Origin of the sequence: Streptomyces sp. MS06, from assembly GCF_047200655.1 — a bacterium.
GTDB lineage: Bacteria > Actinomycetota > Actinomycetes > Streptomycetales > Streptomycetaceae > Streptomyces.
On record NZ_JBJZOJ010000066.1, the window covers coordinates 24,116 to 43,613 of the forward strand.

Genomic DNA, 19,498 nt, shown 5'->3' on the forward strand with positions numbered 1-19,498 from the left:
GTTCATTCCGTCGGAACCGGAATGCGGCTCCTGCCGGGCATTCCGGTTCCATGTCCCGAAGGGAAGGACGAACCGCACGCCGGGAAGATTCCCCGGTCCGGCGAAAGAATCCGGCCAGTCGGCCCGCCATCCTGCGCCGGTCCCGGACCGTGCGGACCGGAGAGTCGGGGAGGCAATCTCCCGCAATGCCCGGACAACTCCCCCTGCCCCCAGGCCAGTACGGAAGTTCAGGCGTCGGACGGCTCTTCGAGTTCCCCGCTCGTCGGTAGTAGGCTCGCGCCGTTTGTTGACGCACATGTGCGTGCCCCCGGCCGGCGGGCGTGCGATCTGGGGGAGGCCATGCGCTTTCGCGGAAAGTCGATCCGCCGGAAGATCGTGGCGTTGCTGCTGGTGCCGCTGGTGTCGCTGACCGCGATCTGGGCCTACGCCACCGTGCTCACCGGACGCGAGGCGGGCCGGCTGTTCCAGCAGTCGTCCGTGGTGGAGAAGGTCGGCTACCCCGTCGAGGACACGGTGCGCGTCCTGCAGCAGGAGCGCCGCCAGTCCCTGGTCTACCTCGCCGACCCGCGGGCCTCCGAAGCGCTCTCCGCCCTCCGCCGCACCCGGGCGGCCACCGACACGGTCGTCGCCGAGATCCGCCGCAACGCCGCCGGCTCGGGGCTGCAGGACGCCGTCGACGAGGACGACGCGGAGGGACTGAACGCCGTCCTGGACGCCCTCGACGGTCTCGCCTCGCTGCGCCGCGGAGTGGAGGACCGCACCGTCACCCGGGCGCAGGCCCTCGACCTCTACAACCGGCTGGTCGACCCCTGCTACACGCTTCTGTCCAGCCTGGAAGTGGTCGACGACGCCGAACTGGACAAGGAGTACCGGGCGCTCGTCAGCGTCGACCGGGCCCGCGAACTGCTCTCCCGGGAGGACGCCCTGCTGGGCTCCGCACTGGTGGTCGGCAGTGTCACCCGCACCGAGACACGCCATGTCTCCGATCTCGTGGCCCAGCGCGCCGCGGTGTACGACCTGAGCCTTCCGCAACTGCCGGCCCCGGAACGCGAACGCTACGAGCGCTTCTGGAGGAACGCCACCACCGCGCCGCTGCGCTCTGCCGAACGGACCGTCGCCGGCACGGAACCCGGGGCCACGCCCCGCGGCGTCAGCGCCCGGAACTGGGACACCGCGGCCGGGACCGCGCTCAAGGAACTGGCCGGCCTGGGCGACCGTGCCGAGGGCCGCTACCAGGACCGTGCCCGCCCGGTGGCGAGGGGCGTCATCCTGGAGGTGGTCGTCGCCGGCGTCCTCGGACTGGTCGCCCTGCTGCTGTCGCTCGTCGTCTCCGTGCGCATCGGCCGCGGCCTCGTCCGCGATCTGCGGCAGCTGCGCCTGGAGGCGCACGAGGCGTCCGGGGTGCGCCTGCCGAGTGTGATGCGCCGGCTGTCCGCGGGCGAACAGGTCGACGTCGAGACCGAGGTCCCGCGCCTGGAGTACGACAGGAACGAGATCGGCGAAGTCGGCCAGGCACTCAACACCCTGCAGCGGGCGGCGGTGGAGGCCGCCGTCAAGCAGGCCGAACTGCGCTCCGGCGTCTCGGAGGTCTTCGTCAACCTCGCCCGGCGCAGCCAGGTGCTGCTGCATAAGCAGCTCACCCTGCTCGACGCGATGGAACGCCGTACCGAGGACACCGAGGAACTCGCCGACCTGTTCCGCCTCGACCACCTGACCACCCGCATGCGCAGGCACGCCGAGGGGCTGGTGATCCTGTCCGGCGCCGCGCCCTCCCGCCAGTGGCGCAGATCCATCCAGCTCATGGACGTCGTGCGGGCCGCCGTCGCCGAGGTCGAGGACTACGAGCGCGTCGAGGTCCGCCGGCTGCCGCGGGTCGCCGTGGCCGGACCCGCCGTCGCGGACCTCACCCACCTCGTGGCCGAACTGCTGGAGAACGCCACCGTCTTCTCCCCGCCGCACACCGCCGTCCAGGTGGTCGGCGAACGGGTCGCCAACGGCTTCACGCTGGAGATCCACGACCGGGGACTGGGCATGTCCGCCGAGGCACTGCTCGACGCCAACCTCCGGCTCGCCGAGACACCCGAGTTCGAACTGTCCGACACCGACCGGCTCGGCCTGTTCGTGGTCAGCCGACTCGCCCGGCGGCAGAGCGTCAGGGTGTCCCTGCAGCCGTCGCCGTACGGCGGCACGACCGCGGTCGTCTTCGTCCCGGAGACGGTGCTGACCGACGACGTGCCCGACACCAACGGCATCGGCTTCCGCCTCGACCGGCCCACGCCCCTCAGGGAGAGGACGCCCGGCGACAGCCGGCGCACCCCGTTGTCCCGGGTCCCCGTACCGCAGGCCGGACTGCCCGCCTCGCTGCTCGACGGACCGGTGGAGTTGGAGGCCCCCGTCGACCTGGACGCGTTCACCGACTTCGCCTCCGTCGTCGAGCGGGAGGAGCACGTGGGGCACGCGGACCACCGGAACGACGAGGGCGACGGCCTGTTCCGACGCCCCCTCGCCGGCGTCGAGGATGCGGCACCCGGAGCCGCGGACCAGCGGCCCCGGTCCTTCCCCGGCGGCGCGGACCGCAAGAACCGCAGGGACCGCAAGGAGCGCAAGAGGCGCGACGACCGCCCGGACCAGGCGGACGCGGACGAGGGGCACGGTGCCCCCGCCGCAGTGCCCCGCCGCCGCACCCCCAAGCTGGTCAGCTCGCACGGCCGCCCGGTCGCCGAACAGCGGAGCGGACGCGAGGAGCTGGACGGCCGGGTCCCGGACCGCTCCGCGCCCCGGTCGGCGCAGGAGGGCCCGGCACCGTTGCCGGCCCGCCGCGGGTCCGGCGCGCCGCTGCGGCGCGGCACCGGCCCGGAGGCCCACCACCCCGCCGGCGCCCACGTCCCGCAGGACTCCGCCGGGGACCGGTCCGGCCGGTCGGACGAGCTCCCGGCGCTGCCGCGGCGCACCCGGACCGCGCCGGCCCTCCCGGACACCACCGGCCCCGCCTCCGCGGACCGCCCCGCCGCCGCAGAACCGCCGGCGGGGGACGCGGAGCCGCGCCGGACGGCGGGTTCGGGCAGGCCGCCGGGCCCGGCGGAGGCGAGCGGGCCCGTCGACGGTGCCACCGCCACCGGCCGAGACCGCCCCGCCCGGCCTTCCGGCTCCTCACCGGAGGCCGCCGAGGGCGGCCCGGGGGCACTGCCCCGGCGCGTGCGGCAGGCCAGCCTGGCCCCGCAGCTCAGGGACGGGCCGGAGCGGCGCACCGAGGAGCGGACGCGGTCCGCCGAACGGGACGCCGACGAGGTACGCGCCCGTATGGCCTCGCTCCAGCGCGGCTGGCGGCGCGGCCGTGAACAGAACACCGCCGGCGACGAACCGCCCGGCGGCACCGCACCACAGGAAACAACCAAGGGGGACGAATGACGACCGCGAACACGGACGGCCGGGCCACGTCCGGCAACGGAGAGCTGAACTGGCTCCTCGACGATCTGGTGGACCGCGTCGCCAGCATCCGCAAGGCCGTCGTGCTCTCCGGCGACGGACTGGCCACGGGTGTGTCCAAGGACCTGACCAGGGAGGACGGCGAGCACCTCGCCGCCGTCGCCTCCGGATTCCACAGCCTCGCCAAGGGCGTCGGCCGCCACTTCGATGCGGGCGGCGTCCGGCAGACCGTCGTGGAACTCGACGAGGCGTTCCTCTTCGTGACGGCCGCCGGGGACGGGAGCTGCCTCGCCGTCCTGTCGGACGCGGAGGCGGACATCGGGCAGGTCGCGTACGAGATGACGCTCCTGGTGAAGCGGGTCGGCGTCCATCTGGGCACCGCTGTGCGCACCGATCTGCCCTCCGGCGGGTAGTGGGATGGCATGAGCGCAGACGGTCAGGCAGCAAGCCACTGGTTCGACGACGACGCCGGTCCGGTCGTCCGCCCCTACGCCATGACGCGCGGCCGCACCACCCATGCGGCCCAGCACCGCCTCGACCTGATCGCGGTGGTGGTCACGGAGGCGGACGCCGACCACCCGGACACGGACCCCACGCTCTCCCCGGAGCACGTGGACATCGTCGAACTGTGCCGGGGGGCACCGCAGTCGGTCGCGGAGATCGCCGCCGAGTTCGACCTGCCCACCGGCGTGGTCCGGGTGCTGATCGGTGATCTCGTGGACGGCGGATTCATCCGGGTGAACCGGCCGGTGCCTCCCGCCGAACTGCCGGACGAGAGTATTCTGCGCGACGTGATCAACGGCCTGCGGGCGCTGTGAGCAGCGCGGAAGCGGGGTGAGAGCGTGACCGGCTGGCAGTTCTGGGTCGACCGGGGCGGCACCTTCACCGACATCGTCGCGCGGTGCCCCGACGGCCGCCTGCTGACCCGCAAGCTGCTGTCCGACGACCCGGCGCGCTACTCCGACGCGGCCGTGGCCGGCGTCCGCGCCCTGCTGGACGGCTCCGACGAGCCTGTCGAAGCCGTCCGCATGGGCACCACCGTCGCCACCAACGCCCTCCTCGAACGCACCGGCGAACGGACCCTGCTGGTCGTCACCCGCGGCTTCCGCGACGCCCTGCGCATCGCCTACCAGAACCGGCCGAGCATCTTCGCCCGCCGTATCGAACTGCCCGAGCTGCTGTACGAGCGGGTCGTCGAGGTCGACGAGCGCATCGCCGCCGACGGCACCGTGCTGCGCCGTCCCGACCTGGACGCGCTCGCCGGCGAACTCCGGCGGGCCCACCGCGACGGCATCCGCGCCGTCGCCGTCGTCTGCCTGCACAGCCACCTCCACCCCGGGCACGAACAGGCCGTCGGCCGACTCGCCGCCCGCATCGGCTTCCCGCAGATCTCGCTGTCCAGCGAGGTCAGCCCGCTCATGAAGCTCGTCCCGCGCGGGGACACCGCCGTCGTCGACGCCTACCTGTCGCCGGTACTGCGCCGCTACGTGAGCCACGTGGCCGCCGAGCTGCGGGACGTGCGCCTGATGTTCATGCAGTCCAACGGCGGCCTCGCACAGGCCGGACAGTTCCGCGGCAAGGACGCGATCCTCTCCGGGCCGGCCGGCGGCATCGTCGGCATGGCCCGGATGTCGCAGCTGGCCGGCTTCGACCGGGTCATCGGCTTCGACATGGGCGGCACCTCCACCGACGTGTCCCACTTCGCCGGCGAGTACGAACGCGTGTTCACCACCCGTATCGCCGGCGTCCGGCTGCGCGCACCGATGCTCGACATCCACACCGTCGCCGCCGGCGGCGGCTCCGTCCTGCACTTCGACGGCTCCCGCTACCGGGTGGGACCCGACTCCGCGGGCGCGGCCCCCGGGCCCGCCTGCTACCGGAACGGCGGTCCGCTCACTGTCACCGACGCCAACGTGATGCTCGGCCGGATCCCTCCCGCCCACTTCCCGCGCGTGTTCGGGCCGCACGGCGACCAGCCACTGGACGACCGCCTGGTCCGGCAGCGCTTCGCCGCCCTCGCCCGGGACATCCGGCGAGCCACCGGCGACGACCGCACCCCCGAACAGGTCGCCGAGGGATTCCTGCGGATCGCCGTCGCCAACATCGCCAACGCCGTGAAACGGATCTCCGTGCAGAAGGGCCACGACGTCACCCGCTACGCGCTGACCACCTTCGGCGGCGCCGGCGGCCAGCACGCCTGCCGTGTCGCCGACTCGCTCGGCATCCGCACCGTGCTCGTGCCGCCCATGGCCGGTCTGCTGTCCGCTCTCGGTATCGGCCTCGCCGACACCACCGCCATGCGCGAGCAGTCCGTCGAGGCGCCCCTCACCGACACCGCCATGCCCGGCGTGCACCGGACCGCGGACGGCCTGGAGGAGTCCGCACGCGCCGAACTCACCGGCGAGGACGTACCCGAGGACCGCGTACGCGTCGTCCGCCGCGCCCACCTGCGCTACGACGGCACCGACACCGCGCTCCCGGTGGAACTCACCGAACCCGACACGATGCGGCGCGCCTTCGAGGAGCGTCACCGTGCCGCGTACTCCTTCACCCTCGACCGCCCGATCGTCGTCGAGGCACTCTCCGTCGAAGCCACCGGCCTCACCGACCCCCCCGATCTCGCCGCACTCGCCCCGTACCGGGACGGCACCCCCGCAACCGGCATCGCCCGCCTGCACACCGGCGGAGCCTGGCGGGACGTCCCCCTGCACCGCCGGGAGGACCTGCCCCCCGGCCACCCCGTCACCGGACCCGCGATCATCACCGAGGCGGGCGCGACCACCGTCGTCGACGACGGCTGGCGCGCCGCGCCACGCGACGACGGGCATCTGGTCATGGAACGCGTGGCGGCCACGCGGAGTTCCGCCCTCGACACGGCCGCCGACCCCGTCCTGCTCGAGGTCTTCAACAACCTCTTCATGTCCATCGCCGAGCAGATGGGCGCCCGACTGGAGTCCACGGCCCAGTCCGTCAACATCAAGGAACGCCTGGACTTCTCCTGCGCACTGTTCGACCCGCACGGGAACCTGGTGGCCAACGCCCCCCACATCCCCGTCCACCTCGGGTCCATGGGCACCAGCGTCCAGGAGGTCATCCGCCGCCGCGGGCCCCGCATGCGCCCCGGCGACACCTACGCCGTCAACGACCCTTACCACGGCGGCACCCACCTGCCCGACGTCACCGTCATCACCCCCGTCTTCGACACCGGCGGCGAGCAGGTCCTCTTCCACGTCGCCTCCCGCGGCCACCACGCCGAGATCGGCGGCACCGCCCCGGGCTCCATGCCCGCCGACAGCCGCCGCATCGAGGAGGAAGGCGTCCTCTTCGACAACTGGCTGCTCACCGAGAACGGCCGGCTGCGCGAGGAGGAGACCCTCCGGCTGCTCACCGAGGCACCCCACCCCTCCCGCAACCCCGGAACCAACCTCGCCGACCTGCGCGCCCAGATCGCCGCCAACCAGAAGGGCGTGGACGAGGTCCGCCGCATGATCGCGGAGTTCGGCCAGGACGTCGTGCAGGCCTACATGAGGCACGTCCAGGACAACGCGGAGGAGGCCGTACGCCGGGTCGTGGACGCCCTGGACGACGGCGCGTACGCCTACGAGACCGACTCCGGCGCCGTCATCCGCGTCCGGGTGCGGGTGGACCGCGCCGACCGCTCGGCCCACATCGACTTCACCGGCACCTCGCCCCAGCTGGACACCAACTTCAACGCGCCGTTCTCGGTCGTCAACGCCGCCGTGCTGTACGTCTTCCGCACCCTCGTCGGCGACGACATCCCGCTGAACGACGGCTGCCTGCGCCCCCTCCGGATCACCGTGGAACCCCGCTCCATGCTGGCGCCCGAACCGCCCGCGGCCGTCGTCGCCGGGAACGTCGAGACCTCCCAGGCCGTGACCGGCGCCCTGTACGCGGCCCTCGGGGTGCAGGCCGAGGGCTCCGGGACCATGAACAACGTCACCTTCGGCAACGCACGCCACCAGTACTACGAGACGGTCGCCTCCGGCTCCGGCGCGGGCGACGGCTTCTGCGGCGCGAGCGTCGTGCAGACCCACATGACCAACTCCAGGCTCACCGACCCCGAGGTCCTGGAATGGCGTCTGCCGGTCCGGCTCGAGGAGTTCGCCGTCCGCCGCGGAAGCGGCGGAGCCGGACGGTGGCGCGGCGGCGACGGAGCGGTGCGCCGCATCCGCTTCGAGGAGGCGATGACCGTCTCCACCCTCTCCCAGCACCGCCGCGTACCCCCCTACGGCATGGCCGGCGGCGAACCCGGGGCCCTCGGCGCCAACCGGGTGGAACGCGCCGACGGCACCGTGCTCGCGCTCGCCGGCAGCGACACCGCGGACGTCCGCCCCGGCGACGTACTCGTCATCGAGACCCCCGGCGGCGGAGGCTACGGTCCGCCGCCGGCCGACCCCCCACCGAGCAGGAGAAGAAACCGATGATCTTCGGGCGCTCTGAGCGCGGCAAACCCCCGGTCGACCCCTTAACCCTCAAGATCCTGGTGGCCGGCGGCTTCGGCGTGGGCAAGACCACCCTGGTCGGCTCGGTCAGCGAGATCAGGCCGCTGCGCACCGAGGAACTCCTCACCGAGGCGGGGCGTCCGGTCGACGACACCCGCGGTGTGGACGACAAGCACACCACCACCGTGGCCATGGACTTCGGCCGCATCACCCTGCGCGAGGACCTCGTGCTGTACCTGTTCGGGACGCCCGGTCAGGAGCGCTTCTGGTTCATGTGGGACGAACTGTCCGAAGGCGCGCTCGGCGCCGTCGTCCTGGCCGACACCCGCCGCCTGGAGGACTGCTTCGCCGCGGTCGACTACTTCGAGCGCCGCGGCATCCCCTTCCTCGTCGGCGTCAACTGCTTCGAGGGAACGGCCCGCTACCCGGCCGGAGACGTCCGGGCGGCCCTCGACCTCGACGAAGGCGTTCCGCTGGTCCTCTGCGACGCCCGGGAGCGGGAGTCGGTCAAGGAACTCCTCGTCGGCGTGGTCCAGCACGCGATGACGTACCCGGCGGACCGCCGGCTTCCCGTACGCGCCTGACCGCGAACCCGGCCCGTACCCCCCGCCGACCGGGGTACGGGCCGCGGCACGTCCGGACACCCGGGCCCGCCGGCCCCACACCTCGCCGGACCCGGACCGGAGTGAGGGCCCGTCCCGGACGCGTCCCGGGGAGCAGCCCGTCCACGCGGCCCGGGGAGCAGCCCGTCCACGCGGCCCGGGGAGCAGCCCGTCCACGCGGCCCGGGGAGCAGCCCGTCCACGCGGCCCGGGGAGCAGCCCGTCCGCGACGCGTCCCGGGGGAGCAGCGGCGCGCACCGGGCACCCCGGAGCACCCCCTCCGGCGACCGGGCCCACCGCCGGCTGCCGTCGACGCCTCCCGCGGGCTCAGCCGGGTCCCGGCTCCGCCACCGCCGGCTGCGGACGGACCGGCGCGGCCCTCGAGCCGCGCAGCACCTCGTGCCCCGACAGTCCCGCCCGCCCCAGTACCCAACTCCCCCCGCGCAGCGCCTTGGCGGCCTTCTTCAACGGCGCCAGCCAGGCCGCGGCCTGCCCGTGGTCCGCCACGCTGCCCGGCGCGCACACCACCGTGGCCAGGGACAGCGTGACCGGGCGTCCCCCCGCCGACCAGGAGGCGTCGAGCACGGACGCGGCCAGCGGCCCGAGCCCCTCCGGATCGGTCAGTACGAGGAAGTCGTCACCGCCGATGTGCCCCACCCTGGCGGAACCGGACGCCGCCGACTGCAGGGTTCGCCCCACCGAACGGATCAGCTCGTCGCCCGCCGCGAACCCGGCGCCGTCGTTGACCTGCTTGAAGTGGTCGACGTCCAGCCAGCTCAGGGCGAACGCCCGTCCGTCGGCGATCCGCCGGTCCACCTCGCCGGTGATCGTGTCGGAGCCCGGCAGCCGGGTCAGCGGATTGAGCCCGGCCGCCTCCTCCACCCTGCTCTCGGCCAGTGCCCGCACCAGGTCGGCCAGGCGCACGACCCCCACGCACCGCCCGCGGCGGTCGACGACGCCCACATCGTCCGAGGTGCGGTCCCGCCCGCCGACGGCCACCACGTCCAGCACCTCCCACGCGGTGGCGTCGACGCCCACCGTCCGCGGGGGGTCGCCCAGTTTCACGGCGGGCCGGTCGGCGTAGAGGGCGTGCCCGTACCGCGCCGACATCGACAGCAGGAACCGCGAACGGTGCACCGACCGGACCGGCACACCGGCCCGGTCCACGAGCAGCACCCCCGACACCTCCGGCGATCCGGTCAGCAGCGACCGCACCTGCCCGGCCGAGGCGGTGACCGGCAGCAGCGCGGCCGGGCGCACGAACTCCCGGACGGAGGGGCCCGACCGCGGCCGCGCCACCACTCCGGCCAGGCGCGGCGGCACGTACACGTCCGCCGCCGGCAGCCGCGCGGGAGGCGCGAACAGGTCCCCCTGGGCCAGCTGCGCACCGGCGGACACGGCGGCCGCGTACTGCTTCTCCGTCTCCACGCCCTCGACGGACAGCAGCGCCCCCAGTTCCTCGCACAACGTCCGCATGGCCCGCACCGCGGGCCGCCGCCCCAGCAGCGAGGCATCGAGTTTCACCAGGTCCGGCGCAAGATCGGTGAGCAGCCGCAGCGGCACGTCGCCGTCTCCGACGCCGTCCGCGCCGATCCGGAAACCCTGGTCCCGCAGCACCGCCACCGCCTCCAGCAGACCGCCGTGCGGTACGTGCGCGTAGGGCGGCCCGATATCGAGCGTCACCTCCCACGGCATCCGCCCGGCCTCGCGCACCGCCTCGGACAGCGGGGCCAGTCCGCCGAGGTCGGCCAGGGTGGCGGCGAACACGTTCACGTGCAGCGGCAGCAGCGTCTCGCGGCGTACCGCCGCACGCACCGCGGCGACCGCCAGCCGGGCGTCGAGCCGGGCGTCGCGGCGGGCCTCGGCCAGGACGTCGCCGGTCTCCGGCCGGGCGAGGACCTCCAGGCCGGCGACCCCTCCGGTGGCCAGGTTGACCACCGGCTGGAAGGCGAAACGGAGAGTGTCCATCCAGGAGCGCACGGCAGCATGATGGTTCCGCCGGCCGCCACCCGGGCCCAGTTCACGAGACGTTCACGCAGGATTCCCGGGCGATCACACACCGTAGGCGGTCCCGGCGCCCGGCTCTCCCAGCCGTCCCGGCCGTGCCCCCGTGGACCCACCCCGCCCGTTCCGCGGCGTCGCCCCACGGTCCGCCGGCCGACCGGTCCGGCGGACACCCCCGCCCCGATCGGATACAGTCCGCGGCGTGTCCGAAACCCAGCACACCGCCGCCCGCTCCGCGCCGGACTCCCACTGCTCGAGCTGCGGGGCGCCCTACGAAGACGGCGCCACCGGGTGGCCCCGCACCTGCCCGGGCTGCCGGACCGTCGCCTACCGCAACCCGCTGCCGGTCGCCGTCGCCCTGCAGCCCGTGTACGACGACCGCGGCACCGCCCTCGTCGTCATCACCCGCACCGTGGCACCCGCGTACGGGGGCATCGCGCTGCCGGGCGGCTACGTCGACGACCGGGAGGACTGGCGGCAGGCCGTCGTCCGCGAACTGAAGGAGGAGACGGGCATCGACGCCGCGGCCCGCGACATCCGGCTCGCCGACGCCATGAGCTCCTCCGACGGATACCTGCTGCTGTTCGGTCTGCTGCCGGAACGGCCCGCAGCCGGCCTGCCCGCCTCGGCCCCCACCGACGAGACCGAGGGCTGGCACCTGCTGCGCCGCCCCGGGGAACTCGCCTTCCCCCTCCACACACTGGCCGCCCGGGCCTGGTTCGAGGGCCGCTACGTCTGATCCCCGGCCTGGTCGGCGCCGCGCAACCGCACCGGCAGCGACGGCTCGTGCACGCCGTCCTCGCCATGCCGCTCGACCACGACCCGCGGCCCCTCCCACCGGGTGACATAGCGCTCGATCTCCGGTTCGTCCCAGCCGTCACCCGCGTCCGCGACCACCAGCCCGCCCCCGGTCCGCCCCCGGGCGGGCGCCCACGCCTCCAGTTCCGGCCCGCCGTCCGCCCCCCGCACCGCCAGGACCGCACCCGCGCGCGCGAACACCGGGATCCGTTCCACCGGCGCGTCGACGAGGACCCGCCCCGGACCGTCGTGCGGCAGCCCGGTCACCGTGTCGTACCACCGCCCCCTCGGCAGCCGCACCGCACGCCGCTCCGTGCCGGGGGCCAGCACCGGCGCCACCAGCAGGCAGTCACCCAGCAGGAAGGCGTCGTCGCAGTCCCGCAGCGCGCGGTCCTCAGGGGTGTGCCACCACAGCGGCCGCACGTACGGCGCCCCCGTGCGCCGCGCCAGGTGCGCCAACGTCACGAAGTACGGAAGCAGGCGCCGCCGCTCCAGGAGCGCCCCGCGCGCGTGCCGGAGCACCTCCGGACCGAACTCCCAGGGCTCCCGCCGCCCTGCCTCCAGACTCGAGTGCGTGCGGAACAGCGGCAGGTAGGCCGCCATCTGGAACCAGCGCAGGAACAGCTCCGGCGAGGGACTGCCGTCGAAGCCGCCCACGTCCGGCCCCGAGTACGGAACCCCGCTCAGCCCCATTCCCAGCACCAGCGCCAGCGAGGCCCGCAAACCCGGCCAACCCGTCGAGACGTCACCCGACCAGGTGCCACCGTAGCGCTGCATGCCCGCCCACCCCGCTCGCGAGAAGCAGAACGGACGCTCCTGCGGCGCCAGTTCGCGCAGGCCCTCGTAGGCCGCCCGGGCCATGCACAACGCGTACACGTTGTGCGCCTCACGGTGGTCGCCGTCCCGGCCGTCCAGGCAGTGCCGCGCCGAACGGGGCAGCGTCGACTCGCCGAACGCGGTGAACGAGGTCGGCTCGTTCATGTCGTGCCAGAAGCCCGCGAACCCCTGCGCCAGCCGCTCCGCGTACAGACCGCCCCACCACTTGCGCACCCGGGGATGCGTGAAGTCCGGATACACCGACTCGCCCGGCCACACCACCCCCTCCACCACCCGCCCCGCCGCGTCCCGGACGAACGCGTCCAGATCGCTGCCGCTGTCGTACACCGCGTTGCCCGCCGCCGCCCTGACCGCCGGGTCGACGATCGACACCAACCGGATCCCGTCCCGGCGCAGCTCGGCGGCGAGCCGCGGCAGATCGGGGAACCTCTCCCGGTCGACGGTGAACACCTGGTGCGCGTCGAAGTGGTCGATGTCCAGATGCACCGCGTCCAACGGCAGACCGTGCTCCCGGTACCCGGCGACCACACGGCGCACCTCCCGCTCGGTGCCGAAACCCCACCGCGCGTGATGGTGGCCCAGCGCCCACGCCGGCGGCAGCGCCGGCGCACCGGTCAGCGAGGCCCAGCCGAGCAGCGCCCGCGCCGGGCTGCCCACCACTGCCCAGCAGCGCAGCGGTCCGCCGTCCATCCGCACCTCGCTGCGGCCGGCCCGGTCGTGCCCGGAACCGGCGCCCTCCTCGCCCTCCCGCAGGGTCACCGTCCCGTCCCAGGAGGAGTCGTGGAAGACGAGGTGCGTCCCCGCGTCCGCCACCACCATCTGCACCGGCATGGTGATGTACAGGGGGTCGTCGCCCGGGGCGAAGGACCCGCCGGGGTCGGTGTTCCACAGGCGGTACGTCCCGTCCCGCAGCCGCGGCCCCGCAGCACGCCCGCCGAGCCCGAAGAACCGCGCGTCCGGCGCGACCTGCGAGCGCTGCATCCACCGCCCTGGCCCCCCGTCGACCGGCTCCCACCAGCGGGGCGGCGCGTCCCGGCGCAGCGGCACACCGCCCGGGGTGCGCAACTCGACCGCGCCGTGCCGGGAGACCGCGACGGTGAACCGCTCGGCCACCACCCGCCAGCCGCCGTCCTTGTCCGGCTCCAGCACCGCCCGGGGATCCGGCTCCGGGCAGCGGCCCGCCAGCGCGTACGACGGCTCGGGACCGGCCCCGTCCCAGCCCCAGAACACCGCCCCCTGCACGGTGACGAGGACGCGCAGCTCGGAGCGGTCGAACAGCACCACCCCGCCGCCCGGCCCCGGCTCCGCGTCCCGCACCACACCGGGCACCCGCGCCCGTTCCGCACCCCGCCGCGGCAGCCCGCCGGCGTCCGCGCGGCGCCTGCGCCACGCCGCCCGCACGGTACGCAGGCCCTGCACACTCCCCACCGAGCCGACCGCCTTCACCGAGCGCACCAGGTCCCGACCGTTCATGCTGCTCACCCTGCCACTGACCGGTCCACGCCGGTGACCCGTTCAACTGCCGTTCACCTGGTGCGGGACCACACCGCCACGACACGGACCATGTGGCCGCACCCTGGTGCTGGAGTCGATCACATGGCATCGTCCGTGTCAGCCGCGCCACGCGCACACCCCAGCACGTGCGCGGACGACGCACACGACGCGCACAGTCCGGGAGCCGCCCCATGTCGACCGAGAACCCCCAGCCGCTCTGGCAGCCGAGCCCGGAGCACATCGCCCGGGCACAGGTCACCCGCTTCCAGACCTGGGCCGCCGCACACCACGGTGCCCCCGCCGACGGCGGCTACCCCGCACTGCACCGCTGGTCCGTCGACGAGCCGGAGACCTTCTGGAAGGCGGTCACCGAGTGGTTCGACGTGCAGTTCTCCACGCCCCCCGACCGGGTACTGGGCGACCGCACCATGCCGGGCGCCGAATGGTTCCCCGGCGCGACCCTGAACTACGCCGAGCACGCCCTGCGCGCCGCCGCCACCCGCGGGGACGAACCCGCCCTCCTCGCCGTCGACGAGACCCACCGGCCGCGCCCGGTGACCTGGTCCGCGCTCCGGCGCCAGGTCGGCTCCCTCGCAGCCGAGCTCCGCGCCCTCGGCGTACGGCCCGGCGACCGGGTCAGCGGCTACCTGCCCAACATCCCCGAGGCCGTCGTCGCCCTGCTCGCCACCGCCGCGGTGGGCGGCGTCTGGACCTCCTGCGCCCCCGACTTCGGCGCCCGCAGCGTCCTCGACCGCTTCCAGCAGGTCGAGCCCGTGGTGCTGTTCACGGTCGACGGCTACCGCTACGGCGGCAAGGAGCACGACCGCCGCGCCACGGTCGCCGAACTGCGCCGCGAGCTGCCCACCCTGCGGGCCGTGGTGCACATCCCGCTGCTCGGCGGCGAGGCACCCGAAGGCGCCCTCGAGTGGTCGGCGCTGACCGCCGCGGACACCGAGCCGGTCTTCGAACAGGTCCCCTTCGACCACCCGCTCTGGGTGCTGTACTCCTCCGGCACCACGGGCCTGCCGAAGGCGATCGTCCAGTCCCAGGGCGGCATCCTCGTCGAGCACCTCAAACAGCTCGGCCTGCACTGCGACCTCGGTCCCGGGGACCGGTTCTTCTGGTACACCTCCACCGGCTGGATGATGTGGAACTTCCTCGTCTCCGGCCTGCTGACGGGCACCACGGTCGTCCTCTACGACGGCAGCCCCGGCCACCCGGACACCGGCGCCCAGTGGCGCGTCGCGGAACGCACCGGCGCCACCCTCTACGGGACCTCCGCCGCCTACGTCATGGCCTGCCGCAAGGCCGGCGTCCACCCCTCCCGCGACTTCGACCTCTCGCGGGTGCGCTGCGTCGCCACCACCGGCTCGCCGCTGCCGCCCGACGGCTTCCGCTGGCTGCACGACGAGGTCCGCGAGGACCTGTGGATCGCCTCCGTCAGCGGCGGCACCGACGTGTGCTCCTGCTTCGCGGGCGCCGTCCCCACCCTTCCGGTGTACGTGGGTGAGCTGCAGGCGCCCTGCCTCGGCACCGATCTCCAGTCCTGGGACCCCGACGGCCGACCGCTGGTGGACGAGGTCGGCGAACTCGTGGTCACCAACCCCATGCCGTCCATGCCGATCCGCTTCTGGAACGACCCCGACGGCAGCCGGTACCACGACAGCTACTTCGACACGTATCCCGGAGTGTGGCGCCACGGCGACTGGATCACCGTGACCGGGCGGGGAACGGTCGTCATCCACGGCCGCTCCGACTCCACGCTCAACCGCCAGGGCGTCCGCATGGGGTCCGCCGACATCTACGAGGCGGTGGAGCGCCTGCCCGAGGTCAGGGAGTCACTGGTGATCGGCGTCGAACAGCCCGACGGCGGCTACTGGATGCCGCTGTTCGTGCAGCTCGCCCCGGGCGCCGTGCTCGACCGGGCCCTGACCGACCGGATCAGGCTGACCATCCGCGAGCAGCTCTCGCCGCGCCACGTGCCCGACGAGATCATCGAGGTGCCCGCCGTCCCGCACACCCTCACCGGCAAGCGCATCGAGGTCCCGGTCAAGCGCCTGCTCCAGGGCACCCCGCTGGAGAAGGCCGTCAACCCCGGTTCCATCGACGACCTCGGCCTCCTCCACTTCTACGAGGAACTGGCGCGCAAACGAGGCTGAGACCCCGCCCTCCGCCCGGCGCGCCACGGCGACGGTCGAGGCCCGCCGGGCGGCCGGGGACGGGGGCGGGCCCGGACCGGGAAGGGCGGACCCGGGCCGGAGCCCCCGCGCCCGGCCCGGCCGACCGCAGACCCCCTGCTCAGGGCCCACTGTCAGTGCTCGTGGTTACGGTGAGTGAGCATTGACCACCGGAACCAGGGGGAACCATGGCGCTCAACCACCGCCAGGCCGCACAGGTCGTCCTGCGCCGTGAGACGGCCGGCACCATCGGACTGCTGACCGACGCGCACGACTTCCGCGCCATGCGGCGCTACCGCACCTTCGCCTTCGACGACCACGCCGCCTACCTGAGGGAGATGGAAGAGTTCCTCCGGACCCGCGCCGCCCGGGGCGGCCACACCACCGTGGCCCTGTTCGACCCCGGGGAGTACGCGGAGTTCTGCACGGACGAAGGCCTCGACCCGGACCTCCCCGCGAACCGCACCCGCTTCACGGCCCGGCTCGCGACCACCGGCTGCGCCGTCCCCTACGAGGGACAGCCACTCGCCGAGCTGGTGCCGGCCCTGGTCGACGAGTCCGTCCGGCAGGCCACCTGGGAGTACGCGGCCACCCTGCTGGCCCATATCGGCCCCTGCGCGACCTGCGGCGAGGACATCGGCCGGGCCGCCTTCGGCCGGGCGTCCATGCTCCTGGACCGCGTTCTCGACACGGCACCGCCGGGGCGGCGGCACCTCGTCTGCAGCTTCTCCGGCACGCCGGAGGCTCTCCTCGCCGTTCTGCACGCCGACGAGGACGCAGACGGCGCCACCCGGCTCGACGAGGCGGAAGCCGTCGCGTTCACCACGGTCCTGGCGCTGGCCGTCGCCACCGGTGACCGCGGGGGACTCGTCATGCGCATCAGCGCCCCCGGCTGCCGCGACCGCGTCCACGGGTGGCGGCTGCGCGACGGCACGCTGATCCCCCTCACCGCCGCCGAGGTCTTCGACGCCTACTGCACCGACGCCGAGTCGGGCGACCTCGTCTCACCGGAGTCGGACGTCGACTACTGCGAACCGCCCGACCTCGGAGCGGAGGACGCACCCCCGGGCCACCGGCACTGACGGCCCGGGACCCCGGCCCCGGCGGCACGAGGGGCGCCCCACCCGCCGGGAACGGTTCCCGCAGGTGGGGCGCCCCTCGGCGGGACTCCCCGGTGAGCTACTCGCCGGACAGCACGGCGTGAGCCGCCTTACGGGCCTCCTCGGCACCGTCCGTGGCACGGGCCGCGGCGGCCGCCCGCTCGCACTGGGCCAGCGTGTACTTCGCCAACGTGGCCCGCACATAGGGGAGGGACGCGGCACCCATCGACAGGGAGGTGACCCCCAGACCGGTCAGCACGCAGGCCAGCAGGGGGTCGGAGGCGGCCTCGCCGCAGACCCCGCAGCTCTTGCCCTCGGCCTTGGCCGCCTCCGCCGACAGCGCGACCAGGTCGAGCAGCGCCGGCTGCCACGGGTCCTGCAGCCGGGACACCGCACCGACCTGACGGTCCGCGGCGAAGGTGTACTGCGCCAGGTCGTTGGTCCCCAGCGACAGGAACTCGACCTCCTGCAGCACCGACCGCGCCCGCAGTGCGGCCGACGGGATCTCCACCATCGCGCCGAACTTGGCCTGCAGCCCCGCCTCGCGACAGGCGTCCGCGAAGGACCTGGCGTCGGCTCGGTCGGCCACCATGGGAGCCATGACCTCGAGGTACACCGGCAGCCCCTCGGCGGCCCGGGCCAGAGCCCGGAGCTGGGTGCGCAGCACCTCGGGATGGTCCAGCAGGGTGCGCAGACCGCGGACCCCCAGCGCGGGGTTCGGCTCGTCCGCCGGAGTCAGGAAGTCCAGCGGCTTGTCCGCACCCGCATCCAGCACCCGGACCACCACGCGCCCCTCGGGGAACGCCTCGAGCACCTGGCGGTAGGCCTCGACCTGCTTCTCCTCGGAAGGCGCGCTCCTGCTGTCGTCCAGGAACAGGAACTCGGTGCGGAACAGGCCCACTCCCTCGGCACCCGCCTCGACCGCGGCCGCCACGTCCGCCGGACCGCCGACGTTGGCCAGCAGCGGCACCTTGTGCCCGTCGGCGGTCGCACCCGGGCCGGTCGCGGCCGCCAGCGCCGCCCTGCGCTCGGCCGCAGCCGCCTCCAGCCGCGCCTTCGTCTCCTCGCGCGGGTGCACGAAGACCTCACCGGTGCTGCCGTCGACGGCGACCACCGCGCCCTCGGCCAGTTCCCCGGCCCCCGGCAGCGCCACCACCGCGGGCACTCCCAGCGCGCGGGCGAGGATGGCACTGTGGCTGGTCGGCCCGCCCTCCTCGGTCACGAAGCCGAGGACCAGCGTCGGGTCCAGCAGGGCCGTGTCCGCCGGGGCCAGGTCCCGGGCGACCAGGACGTAGGGCTCGTCGCTGTCCGGCACCCCCGGCATGGGAACGCCCAGCAGACGGGCGACGATACGATTCCGCACGTCGTCGAGGTCGGCCACCCGCCCGGCCAGGTACTCACCCGCGGCGGCCAGCAGTTCGCGATAGGCGGCGAAGGCGTCGTACACCGCACGCTCGGCCGTGCTGCCGACGGCGATGCGCCGCTCCACGTCCGCCATCAGTTCCGGGTCCCGGGCCATCATGGCCTGGGCCTCCAGGACCCCCTGGGCCTCGCCGCCGGCCAGGTTGCCGCGCGCCGTGAGGTCGGCCGCCACGGCCTCCACGGCCTTGCGGGCACGGCCCTGTTCGCGTTTTGCGTCCTCGGCCGGGATCTGTTTGGCGGGCGGCTCGAGCACCGCCGTTCCCATGTGCCGAACCTCGCCGATCGCCACGCCGTGGCTCACGCCGACGCCTTGCAGCGTTGTCTCCATCTCACCCGTCTCCGATAGTGCGGCGGGTCCCGCCGCCGCGGTGGTTGTCCTGCCAGCCGTCATACGACGGCGCCGACGTCATGGGGCGACGGCGGCCTCACTTCCAGCCGAAGAGGCTGTCGCCGGCCTTCACGTCGCCGTCCTCGCGGAGGTCGGAGAGGGAGTCCGCGGTGGCCTCCAGGGCGACCACGGGGCACACCGCCGACTTGCCGGCGGCCTCCACCGCGGCCGGGTTCCAGCGGACGACGGCCTGGCCGCGCGTCACCCTGTCGCCCTTGTTCACGAGGAGTTCGAAGCCCTCGCCGTTGAGCTGAACCGTGTCGATGCCGAGGTGGGTGAGCACACCGTGGCCGCTCTCGTCGACGACGACGAAGGCGTGCGGGTGCAGGGAGACGATCACTCCGTCCACCGGAGCGACGGCCTCGGAGGGCTCACGCTCGGGGTCGATCGCGGTGCCCGGGCCGACCATGGCTCCGGAGAAGACCGGATCCGGCACGGCTGCCAGTCCGATGGCACGTCCTGCCAGCGGGGACGTCACGGTGGTCATGGGGAGCCTCCCAGGGGGTGGAGCTGCGGGAACGGGGCCGTCGCGACCGGTCCCGGACGGCGACTGAGCAGCAGGGTATGTCATAGGTAGTACCGGTTACGCATGATGTTACCGAATAGAGGTCTAGACCACATCTCTCGTCGGTTTGCACCTGCTCTGCCGATCCGTGTAATGTCAAAGCCCTGCACGAGGTGGAGCGACGCGTCGTCGTCCCCACTCGGCAGCATCCAACTCGTCAGATCCTATCTCGGGGTCCGCTCCTGCATGCCTGCAGGTCAGTGGTCAGAGAGACGGAAAAACC

11 protein-coding genes and 1 pseudogene are annotated in these 19,498 nt (G+C 73.9%); 8 read left to right on the top strand and 4 right to left on the bottom strand.

The features are described 5' to 3' along the window. Positions 1-339 precede the first annotated feature (339 nt). The 5 genes and pseudogenes from ACL02U_RS27650 to ACL02U_RS27670 all read left to right on the top strand — a co-directional run bounded on the left by ACL02U_RS27650 (position 340) and on the right by ACL02U_RS27670 (position 8,473). The gene (locus ACL02U_RS27650; protein WP_412793687.1) at positions 340-3,408 is read left to right on the top strand and encodes a nitrate- and nitrite sensing domain-containing protein; all 3,069 of its coding nucleotides are present in this window, start codon (positions 340-342) and stop codon (positions 3,406-3,408) included. Then, positions 3,405-3,839, top strand: coding sequence for a roadblock/LC7 domain-containing protein (locus ACL02U_RS27655; RefSeq protein ID WP_412793688.1), 435 nt, complete (start codon positions 3,405-3,407; stop codon positions 3,837-3,839). The genes ACL02U_RS27650 and ACL02U_RS27655 overlap by 4 nt, the downstream gene beginning before the upstream one ends. Positions 3,840-3,848: 9 nt before the next feature. Further along, positions 3,849-4,244 carry a DUF742 domain-containing protein gene (locus ACL02U_RS27660; protein WP_412793689.1) on the top strand — a complete coding sequence of 132 codons (396 nt, stop codon included), beginning with the start codon at positions 3,849-3,851 and terminating at the stop codon, positions 4,242-4,244. A gap of 24 nt (positions 4,245-4,268) precedes the next feature. After that, a pseudogene (locus tag ACL02U_RS27665) lies at positions 4,269-7,887 on the top strand (hydantoinase B/oxoprolinase family protein). Further along, positions 7,868-8,473, top strand: a complete 606-nt coding sequence (locus tag ACL02U_RS27670; RefSeq protein ID WP_412793690.1) for a GTP-binding protein — start codon at positions 7,868-7,870, stop codon at positions 8,471-8,473. The pseudogene ACL02U_RS27665 and the gene ACL02U_RS27670 overlap by 20 nt, the downstream one beginning before the upstream one ends. 344 nt (positions 8,474-8,817) lie before the next feature. Here the strand turns inward: ACL02U_RS27670 and ACL02U_RS27675 are convergent, their stop codons facing one another. Beyond that, positions 8,818-10,470 (bottom strand): GGDEF domain-containing protein, encoded by a 1,653-nt coding sequence (locus ACL02U_RS27675; RefSeq protein WP_412793691.1) that lies wholly within the window; start codon positions 10,468-10,470, stop codon positions 8,818-8,820. A 226-nt stretch (positions 10,471-10,696) separates the two neighbouring features. On the opposite strand from ACL02U_RS27675, the gene ACL02U_RS27680 reads away from it, so the two are divergent. Next, positions 10,697-11,233, top strand: a complete 537-nt coding sequence (locus ACL02U_RS27680) for an NUDIX domain-containing protein (RefSeq protein ID WP_412793692.1) — start codon at positions 10,697-10,699, stop codon at positions 11,231-11,233. Here ACL02U_RS27680 and ACL02U_RS27685 read toward each other — a convergent pair. Next, positions 11,224-13,602: a glycoside hydrolase family 31 protein gene (locus ACL02U_RS27685; protein WP_412793693.1), complete on the bottom strand. Its 2,379-nt coding sequence runs from the start codon at positions 13,600-13,602 to the stop codon at positions 11,224-11,226. The genes ACL02U_RS27680 and ACL02U_RS27685 overlap by 10 nt on opposite strands. A gap of 212 nt (positions 13,603-13,814) precedes the next feature. On the opposite strand from ACL02U_RS27685, the gene ACL02U_RS27690 reads away from it, so the two are divergent. Then, positions 13,815-15,782, top strand: coding sequence for an acetoacetate--CoA ligase (locus tag ACL02U_RS27690; RefSeq protein WP_412793694.1), 1,968 nt, complete (start codon positions 13,815-13,817; stop codon positions 15,780-15,782). A gap of 206 nt (positions 15,783-15,988) precedes the next feature. Next, a complete protein-coding gene (locus ACL02U_RS27695; protein WP_412793695.1) occupies positions 15,989-16,882 on the top strand; it encodes a hypothetical protein in 894 nt (297 codons plus the stop codon). A gap of 97 nt (positions 16,883-16,979) precedes the next feature. Here ACL02U_RS27695 and ptsP read toward each other — a convergent pair whose 3' ends face one another. Next, positions 16,980-18,650, bottom strand: a complete 1,671-nt coding sequence (gene ptsP / locus ACL02U_RS27700) for a phosphoenolpyruvate--protein phosphotransferase (RefSeq protein ID WP_412793696.1) — start codon at positions 18,648-18,650, stop codon at positions 16,980-16,982. A 97-nt stretch (positions 18,651-18,747) separates the two neighbouring features. After that, the gene (locus ACL02U_RS27705; protein ID WP_412793697.1) at positions 18,748-19,197 is read right to left on the bottom strand and encodes a PTS glucose transporter subunit IIA; all 450 of its coding nucleotides are present in this window, start codon (positions 19,195-19,197) and stop codon (positions 18,748-18,750) included. Positions 19,198-19,498 lie beyond the last annotated feature (301 nt).

Excerpts from the sequence above, each read along its gene's own strand:
- ACL02U_RS27685 (WP_412793693.1), bottom strand. The coding sequence starts at position 13,602 with ATGAACGGTCGGGACCTGGTGCGCTCGGTGAAGGCGGTCGGCTCGGTG.
- ACL02U_RS27650 (WP_412793687.1), top strand. The coding sequence starts at position 340 with ATGCGCTTTCGCGGAAAGTCGATCCGCCGGAAGATCGTGGCGTTGCTG.
- ACL02U_RS27670 (WP_412793690.1), top strand. The coding sequence starts at position 7,868 with ATGATCTTCGGGCGCTCTGAGCGCGGCAAACCCCCGGTCGACCCCTTA.
- ACL02U_RS27705 (WP_412793697.1), bottom strand. The coding sequence starts at position 19,197 with ATGACCACCGTGACGTCCCCGCTGGCAGGACGTGCCATCGGACTGGCA.
- ptsP (WP_412793696.1), bottom strand. The coding sequence starts at position 18,650 with ATGGAGACAACGCTGCAAGGCGTCGGCGTGAGCCACGGCGTGGCGATC.
- ACL02U_RS27695 (WP_412793695.1), top strand. The coding sequence starts at position 15,989 with ATGGCGCTCAACCACCGCCAGGCCGCACAGGTCGTCCTGCGCCGTGAG.
- ACL02U_RS27690 (WP_412793694.1), top strand. The coding sequence starts at position 13,815 with ATGTCGACCGAGAACCCCCAGCCGCTCTGGCAGCCGAGCCCGGAGCAC.
- ACL02U_RS27660 (WP_412793689.1), top strand. The coding sequence starts at position 3,849 with ATGAGCGCAGACGGTCAGGCAGCAAGCCACTGGTTCGACGACGACGCC.
- ACL02U_RS27655 (WP_412793688.1), top strand. The coding sequence starts at position 3,405 with ATGACGACCGCGAACACGGACGGCCGGGCCACGTCCGGCAACGGAGAG.